Source organism: Mycobacterium sp. TH-M103 (genome assembly GCF_057473785.1).
This window is the reverse complement of the sequence record NZ_JBYCLG010000314.1, coordinates 1-6,151: the sequence shown is the minus strand read 5'-3', so window position 1 is coordinate 6,151 and position 6,151 is coordinate 1. Positions and strand designations below refer to the sequence as shown.

Below are 6,151 nucleotides of genomic sequence, written 5' to 3'. Positions count from 1 at the left end.
CCGCGCTGAGCCCGATTGCGCAGCTCCTCCTCGCCCCGCCACGCGGGCCGCATCGTCGCCGCGCTGAGCCCGATTGCCCGATTCCCCGCGTTAGGAGTTGGTGGCCAGCGTCAGCTCCATGAGCTTGATGGCCTGTCCGCAAGCGTCGATGCCCGGCGCCTGGGGGTTGATCCACCAGCCGACCACCCCGGCCGCGTCGCTGGCCACCCCGCACGCGCCGTTGGGGTCGTCCGGGCGCATCACGATCGAGTCGATCCCTGCGATGTTGCGGCTCTCGACCTTGTATTTCAGGAAGTCGGCGACCTTGCGCTCGTTGCTCAGACTGCCCTGCTCGAACCAGAACCTGGTGATGTCGATCAGGCCGGCCGGGTTGGCCGCCTGCCACCGGCAGATCGCGCCGACGAACGTGCTCTGGATGTCGAGGGGATCGGCGCCGACCGTCTTGGCCAGGATGTCGGTGGTCAACACCTCACATTCCTTGAGCAGGTTCGGGTACTGCTGCTGGGAATTGTTGTTGCGCGGCACCCCGCCCGAGCCGGCCTTGACGGCGTTGCCACCGACCGATCTCGAGCAACCGGTCAGCACCAACAACGCGGCAACGACCAGCATCACAGCGGCGCGCACGCTTCTTCTGGCCATCACTTCGAATTCGCAATCGACTGGCGGGTTAGCTCGCGAGCGATGTCGCAGGGCGGCGGGAACGGCTTCTGGCTGAAGCTGATCGACCATTCGATGAAATCGTCCTGGAACTGGATACCGACCTCGCACAGCGAGTCGCCGAGGTTGGGTTCGTTGCCGACCGCGATGAAGCCGCTGTGGCCGTTGATGTTGATGTCGTCGACGCTGGCGCGCGAGAGCTCTTCGGTTTTGCGTTCCCGGCCGATGGGGCTGCCGCGGTACCAGGAGAAAGAGAAATGCGGGCCGAGGATGCCGCCGCCGGCCAACCACTGGCATCCCACCGAGTTGCGGGCGGTGTTGACCAGCCCGCTCATCTTGGTCAGTTCCGCCATCGTCTGATCGCTGATGCCACCGCACTGCGGGAACATCGGGCCGTGGTGGCCCTCGGCGTTGCCCGGCGCCGACGACGCCGTGGCCCCCGGCTTGTTACTGCCGGAGTTGGAGCACGCCGCCACCGCGAGAATCAGGATCGTCAAGGTCGCGGCGGCAATGGCCAGGGTCGCCGGGTTACGCCGCACCGCTACTCCGCTGTTCCTCAGCCTGCTGCTCGTCCACACGATGCACTGTAGCGGCAGCCCCGCGGGTCAACCACCGGCGCGCCAGCTGAGCAGGCATTTCAATTCCCTAGATCGTGCCCGTGCTCAGCGGCGCGCCGCGGCGCATGTGCGAGAGTTAGCCCATGCTCCTGGCACTGCTGCGCCAGTACATCCGGCCTTACCGCCGGCTGGTCGCGGTGCTGATGACGCTGCAGATCGCCAACACGCTGGCGTCGCTGTACCTGCCGACGGTCAACGCGGCGATCATCGATGACGGCGTGTCCAAGGGCGACACCGCGACCATCGTCAGGCTCGGCCTGGTGATGCTTTTCGTCACCGGCTTGCAGGTGCTGTGCTCGGTCGGGGCGACCTACGTCGGGTCCCGCACGGGGATGGGCTTCGGGCGTGACCTGCGCGCGGCGGTGTTCGACCACGTCACCACCTTCTCCGAGCGCGAGACCGCGCGCTTCGGCGCGCCGACGCTGCTGACCCGCAGCACCAACGACGTCCGGCAGATCCAGTACCTGGTGCAGATCTCGGGCACCGTGCTGGTCACCGCGCCCATCATGTGCGTCGGCGGGGTCGTCATGGCCATCGACCAGGAGGCCGCGCTGACGTGGTTGCTGCTGATCAGCGTCCCGGTCATGGCCGTGGCCAATTACTGGATCATGTCGCACATGCTGCCGCTGCTGCGCGGCATGCAGCGCCTGATCGACAGCATCAACCGGGTGATGCGCGACCAGCTCTCCGGTGTCCGGGTGATGCGGGCGTTCGCGCGCGAGCGCTTCGAGAGCGAGCGCTTTGCCCGCGCCAACGCCGCGCTGTCGAACACCGCGCTGAGCGTCGGCAATTGGCAGGCGCTGATGCTGCCGGTGACCACGCTGACCATCAACGCCTCCAGCGTGGCGCTGATCTGGTTCGGCGGCCTGCGCATCGACCGGGGCCAGATGCAGGTCGGCGCGCTGACCGCATTCCTGGCCTACTTCACCCAGATCCTGGTGGCGGTGCTGATGGCGACGATGACGCTGGTGGTGCTGCCGCGGGCATCGGTGTGCGCCGAACGCATCACCGAGGTGCTCTCCACCCGCGCCGCCGTCGGCAACCCGCCCAGCCCCGAGTTCCCGCGACAGGGCATCACCGGCGTCGTGCGCGTGGCGGGCGTGACGTTCACCTACCCGGGCGCCGAACGTCCGGTGTTGCAGGACGTCTCGCTGACGGCGACACCCGGCACCACCACCGCGATCGTCGGCAGCACCGGGTCGGGCAAATCGACGCTGGTGTCGCTGATCTGCCGGCTCTACGACGTGACCGACGGCGCGGTGCTCGTCGACGACGTCGACGTCCGCGCCTACGACACCGAGCGGCTGTGGTCGGCGATCGGGCTGGTCCCCCAGCGCGGCTACCTGTTCACCGGCACGGTCGCCGACAATTTGCGCTACGGCAGGACCGAGGCGACCGAGGCACAGATGTGGGAGGCGCTGGAGGTCGCCGCCGCCGACGGATTCGTGCGGGCACACCCGGACGGGCTGCAGATGCGGGTCGCGCAGGGCGGGATCAACCTGTCGGGCGGACAACGGCAGCGACTGGCCATCGCCCGCGCGGTCATCCGGCGCCCGGCCGTCTACCTGTTCGACGACGCGTTCGCCGCGCTCGACGTGCACACCGACGCGCGGGTCCGGGCCGCACTGCGGGAGGCGGCCGCCGACGCGACCATCATCGTTGTCACACAACGTGTCTCGACAGCAGCTCAGGCCGATCAGGTGATCGTCGTCGACGACGGGCGGGTGGTCGGCGCGGGCACCCACGAGTCGCTGCTGGCCGGTTGTGCGACCTACGCGGAGTTCGCCGAGTCCCAGTCGGCGGCCGCCCTGCAATCGGGTCGGGTGGGGGGCCCGCCGTGACCGCGGCGGTCAGCCGGGCCCCCGTGCCCGCCGCGCGGTCCCGCGACTTCTGGGCTTCGGCCGCCCGGCTGGTCACACGTCTCGCGCCGCAACGGGTACTGGCCGTGGCGGTGATCGCGATGGGCGTCACCGGCACGGCGATCGGGGTGATCGTTCCGCGGATCCTCGGGCATGCCACCGATCTGCTGTTCAACGGCGTGCTCGGTCGGCAACTGCCCGCCGGCATCACCAAGTCGCAGGCCGTCGCCGCGGCCCGGGCCCGCGGCGACAACACCTTCGCCGACCTGCTGTCGGGGGCCGACGTGGTGCCGGGCCGGGGCGTGGACTTCGACGCGGTGGGGCGAACCCTGGCGGTGGCCCTGGCGTTCTATCTGGTTTCCGCGCTGCTGATCTGGGCGCAGGCCCGGCTGCTCAACGTCACCGTGCAGCGCACGATGCTCGCCCTGCGCGCCGACGCCGAGGCCAAGCTGCACCGCCTGCCGCTGTCCTACTTCGACGGCCGGCAGCGCGGGGAGTTGCTGAGCCGGGTCACCAACGACATCGACAACGTCCAGTCGTCGCTGGCGATGACGATCAGCCAGTTGCTGACGTCGGTGCTGACCGTGGTGACGGTCCTGGCGATGATGGTGTCGATTTCGCCGCTGCTGGCGACGATCACGGTGCTGACCGTGCCGCTGTCGCTGCTGGCGACGCGTGCGATCGCGCGGCGCTCGCAGCGCCTGTTCGCGACCCAGTGGGCCAGCACCGGGCGCCTCAACGCCCACATCGAGGAGACCTACAGCGGCTTCACGGTGGTCAAGACCTTCGGTCACCGGGCCGCGGCGCGCGAGCAGTTCCGCCGGCTCAACGACGACCTCTACCGCGCCGGTTTCGGCGCCCAGTTCGCCTCGGGCCTGGTCGCGCCGGCGACGACGTTCGTCGGCAACCTCGGCTACGTCGCGGTCGCCGTCGTGGGCGGCCTGCAGGTGGCCACGGGGCAGATCACCCTCGGCAACATCCAGGCCTTCATCCAATATGTCCGGCAGTTCAATTCGCCGCTGAGCCAGGTGGCCGGCATGTACAACACGCTGCAGTCCGGGGTGGCCAGCGCCGAGCGGGTTTTCGACCTGCTCGACGAGGCCGAGGAAACTCCGGACCCCCGGCCCGCGCCGCGGCCCAACGGGCTGGAGCCGCGGCCGGGTGGCCGCGTGGAGTTCCAGCACGTGAGCTTCGGCTACCGGCCCGGCGTCCCGGTGATCGAGGACCTGTCGATGGTGGCCGAACCGGGCAGCACGGTGGCCATCGTCGGCCCCACCGGGGCCGGCAAGACCACCCTGGTGAACCTGCTGATGCGGTTCTACGACGTCGATTCGGGCCGAATTCTCTTCGACGGGATCGACATCGCCACGCTGAGCCGGCAGTCGCTGCGATCGCGGATCGGCATGGTGCTGCAGGACACCTGGCTCTTCGAGGGGACGATCGCGGAGAACATCGCCTACGGGCGACCCGAGGCGAGCCAGGACGAAGTGTCCCAGGCGGCCAGGGCGGCCTACGTCGACCGGTTCGTGCACACGCTGCCCGCCGGCTACCAGACCCGGATCAGCGGCGACGGCGGCAACATCAGCGCCGGCGAGAAGCAGCTCATCACGATCGCGCGCGCGTTCCTGGCCCGCCCGCAGCTGTTGATCCTGGACGAGGCGACCAGTTCGGTCGACACCCGCACCGAAGCCCTCGTCCAGCGGGCCCTGCGTCAGCTTCGCCAGGGCAGAACGAGTTTCATCATCGCGCACCGTCTTTCGACGATCCGGGATGCGGACCGGATCGTGGTCGTCGAATCCGGCCGCATCGTCGAGCAGGGCAACCACGCCGAACTGCTCGCGCGGCGGGGCGCCTACTACGCGATGACGCGGGCCTGACCCGCCGCCTCCGGGCACGCCGGCGGCCGGGTGGGCCGGGCCTACGGCTGCAGGTCCGGCCCCTGCGCGCGCAGGTCGTCGACCGCCGTCATCGCGTCGCGCAGCTTGGCCAGCCACTCCTCGGTGTGCTCGCCCACCAGCCGGACCGTCCAGGCGAGGGCGTCGGCGCGCGACCGGGCGACCCCGGCGTCGACCAGCGTGTCGAGCACCTGGCGTTCGGGTTGCTTCAGGCGCGTCATCACCGGAACGGCGATGTGGGTGAACAGGATTCGCTCGCTGCCGGTTTGGGAGGAAACCTCCACACCCCAGGAAACCTTGCGTCCGTAGCGATCCTGCGCCTCCTCGGCGATGCGCATCCGCTCCGAGCGGGTTTCCTCCCGGAACCGCGATGCCCGGCCGGCCGCGCGGGCCTCGCTGTCTGCGTCGCCCTCGGCTTCCGGCAACTTTCCGACGACCGTGATCTCTTCGCGGTCGACGATGACCGTGGGGTCGCCGTCGAACCACCCGTCGGGCATGCGCCCGGCCAACCATTCGCCGGCGTCGCTCACGTCCGGCTGCCCGGCCTGCTGCCAGCCGCCCGCCCGGCCGTGCCGGTGGTGTGTGTGATGGGATTTCATGATTACATGATTACACCGTTACACGTGCAATGGAAGCGGGTTCGCCGGCAGCGGAACCGGGGACGCTCCCGGCGCCTCAGAGCTGGGAAAATCGTTGATCTGGGCGCCGGGACGGCGTATTTTCGGAAGGGAAGCAGGCCCGGAAGCGACCGAAACCAAAGAGCCGGACGATGGGGTACACAGCCGGCCGCGTAGCACCCGCGCATGACGGAGTCGCACGCCCCTGGCGTCGCGCCGGGCCTGCCCATGCGGGATGGTTCAGCTGCTCCCCCGGCGAATCCGGAAGAGTTTCACGTCGCTCTTGACACCCTTGAGCCGGCGCGCGCCCGCAAACGACCCGTCGAACGCGCCGGTGTCAGCGACGCCCTCCCACACCGAATCCGCGACGAGCACCGTACCCGGGCGCGCCACCCCGGTGATCCGGCTCGCCACGTTGACGGGGCTGCCGAACCAGTCGCCGGCCCGGCTCACCGCCATCCCGGACGCCACCCCCGCGCGTAACCGCGGGAAGTCGTCGTCGGTGT

Annotated in this window: 6 protein-coding genes; 2 read left to right on the top strand and 4 right to left on the bottom strand. The window is 69.5% G+C overall.

Going from position 1 to position 6,151, the window contains the following annotated elements:
- Positions 1-90 precede the first annotated feature (90 nt).
- Together AC2VOR_RS17420 and AC2VOR_RS17415 are read right to left on the bottom strand one after the other, a co-directional pair.
- Entirely contained in the window at positions 91-609 is a 519-nt protein-coding gene (locus AC2VOR_RS17420) for a DUF3558 domain-containing protein (RefSeq protein ID WP_369741487.1), read from the bottom strand.
- Positions 610-638: 29 nt separating this feature from the next.
- Positions 639-1,196: a DUF3558 domain-containing protein gene (locus AC2VOR_RS17415; RefSeq protein WP_369737595.1), complete on the bottom strand. Its 558-nt coding sequence runs from the start codon at positions 1,194-1,196 to the stop codon at positions 639-641.
- 161 nt (positions 1,197-1,357) lie between these two features.
- On the opposite strand from AC2VOR_RS17415, the gene AC2VOR_RS17410 reads away from it, so the two are divergent.
- On the top strand, positions 1,358-3,115 hold the full coding sequence (locus tag AC2VOR_RS17410) for an ABC transporter ATP-binding protein (RefSeq protein WP_486964209.1): 1,758 nt from the start codon (positions 1,358-1,360) through the stop codon (positions 3,113-3,115).
- On the top strand, positions 3,112-5,010 hold the full coding sequence (locus AC2VOR_RS17405) for an ABC transporter ATP-binding protein (protein ID WP_486964208.1): 1,899 nt from the start codon (positions 3,112-3,114) through the stop codon (positions 5,008-5,010). The genes AC2VOR_RS17410 and AC2VOR_RS17405 overlap by 4 nt, the downstream gene beginning before the upstream one ends.
- Before the next feature lie 41 nt (positions 5,011-5,051).
- Here the strand turns inward: AC2VOR_RS17405 and AC2VOR_RS17400 are convergent, their stop codons facing one another.
- Both AC2VOR_RS17400 and AC2VOR_RS17395 read right to left on the bottom strand, forming a co-directional pair.
- On the bottom strand, positions 5,052-5,627 hold the full coding sequence (locus AC2VOR_RS17400) for a hypothetical protein (protein WP_369737592.1): 576 nt from the start codon (positions 5,625-5,627) through the stop codon (positions 5,052-5,054).
- Positions 5,628-5,885: 258 nt separating this feature from the next.
- A partial coding sequence (locus AC2VOR_RS17395) for a nucleotidyl cyclase domain-containing protein (RefSeq protein WP_486964207.1) occupies positions 5,886-6,151 on the bottom strand: 266 nt, incomplete at its 5' end.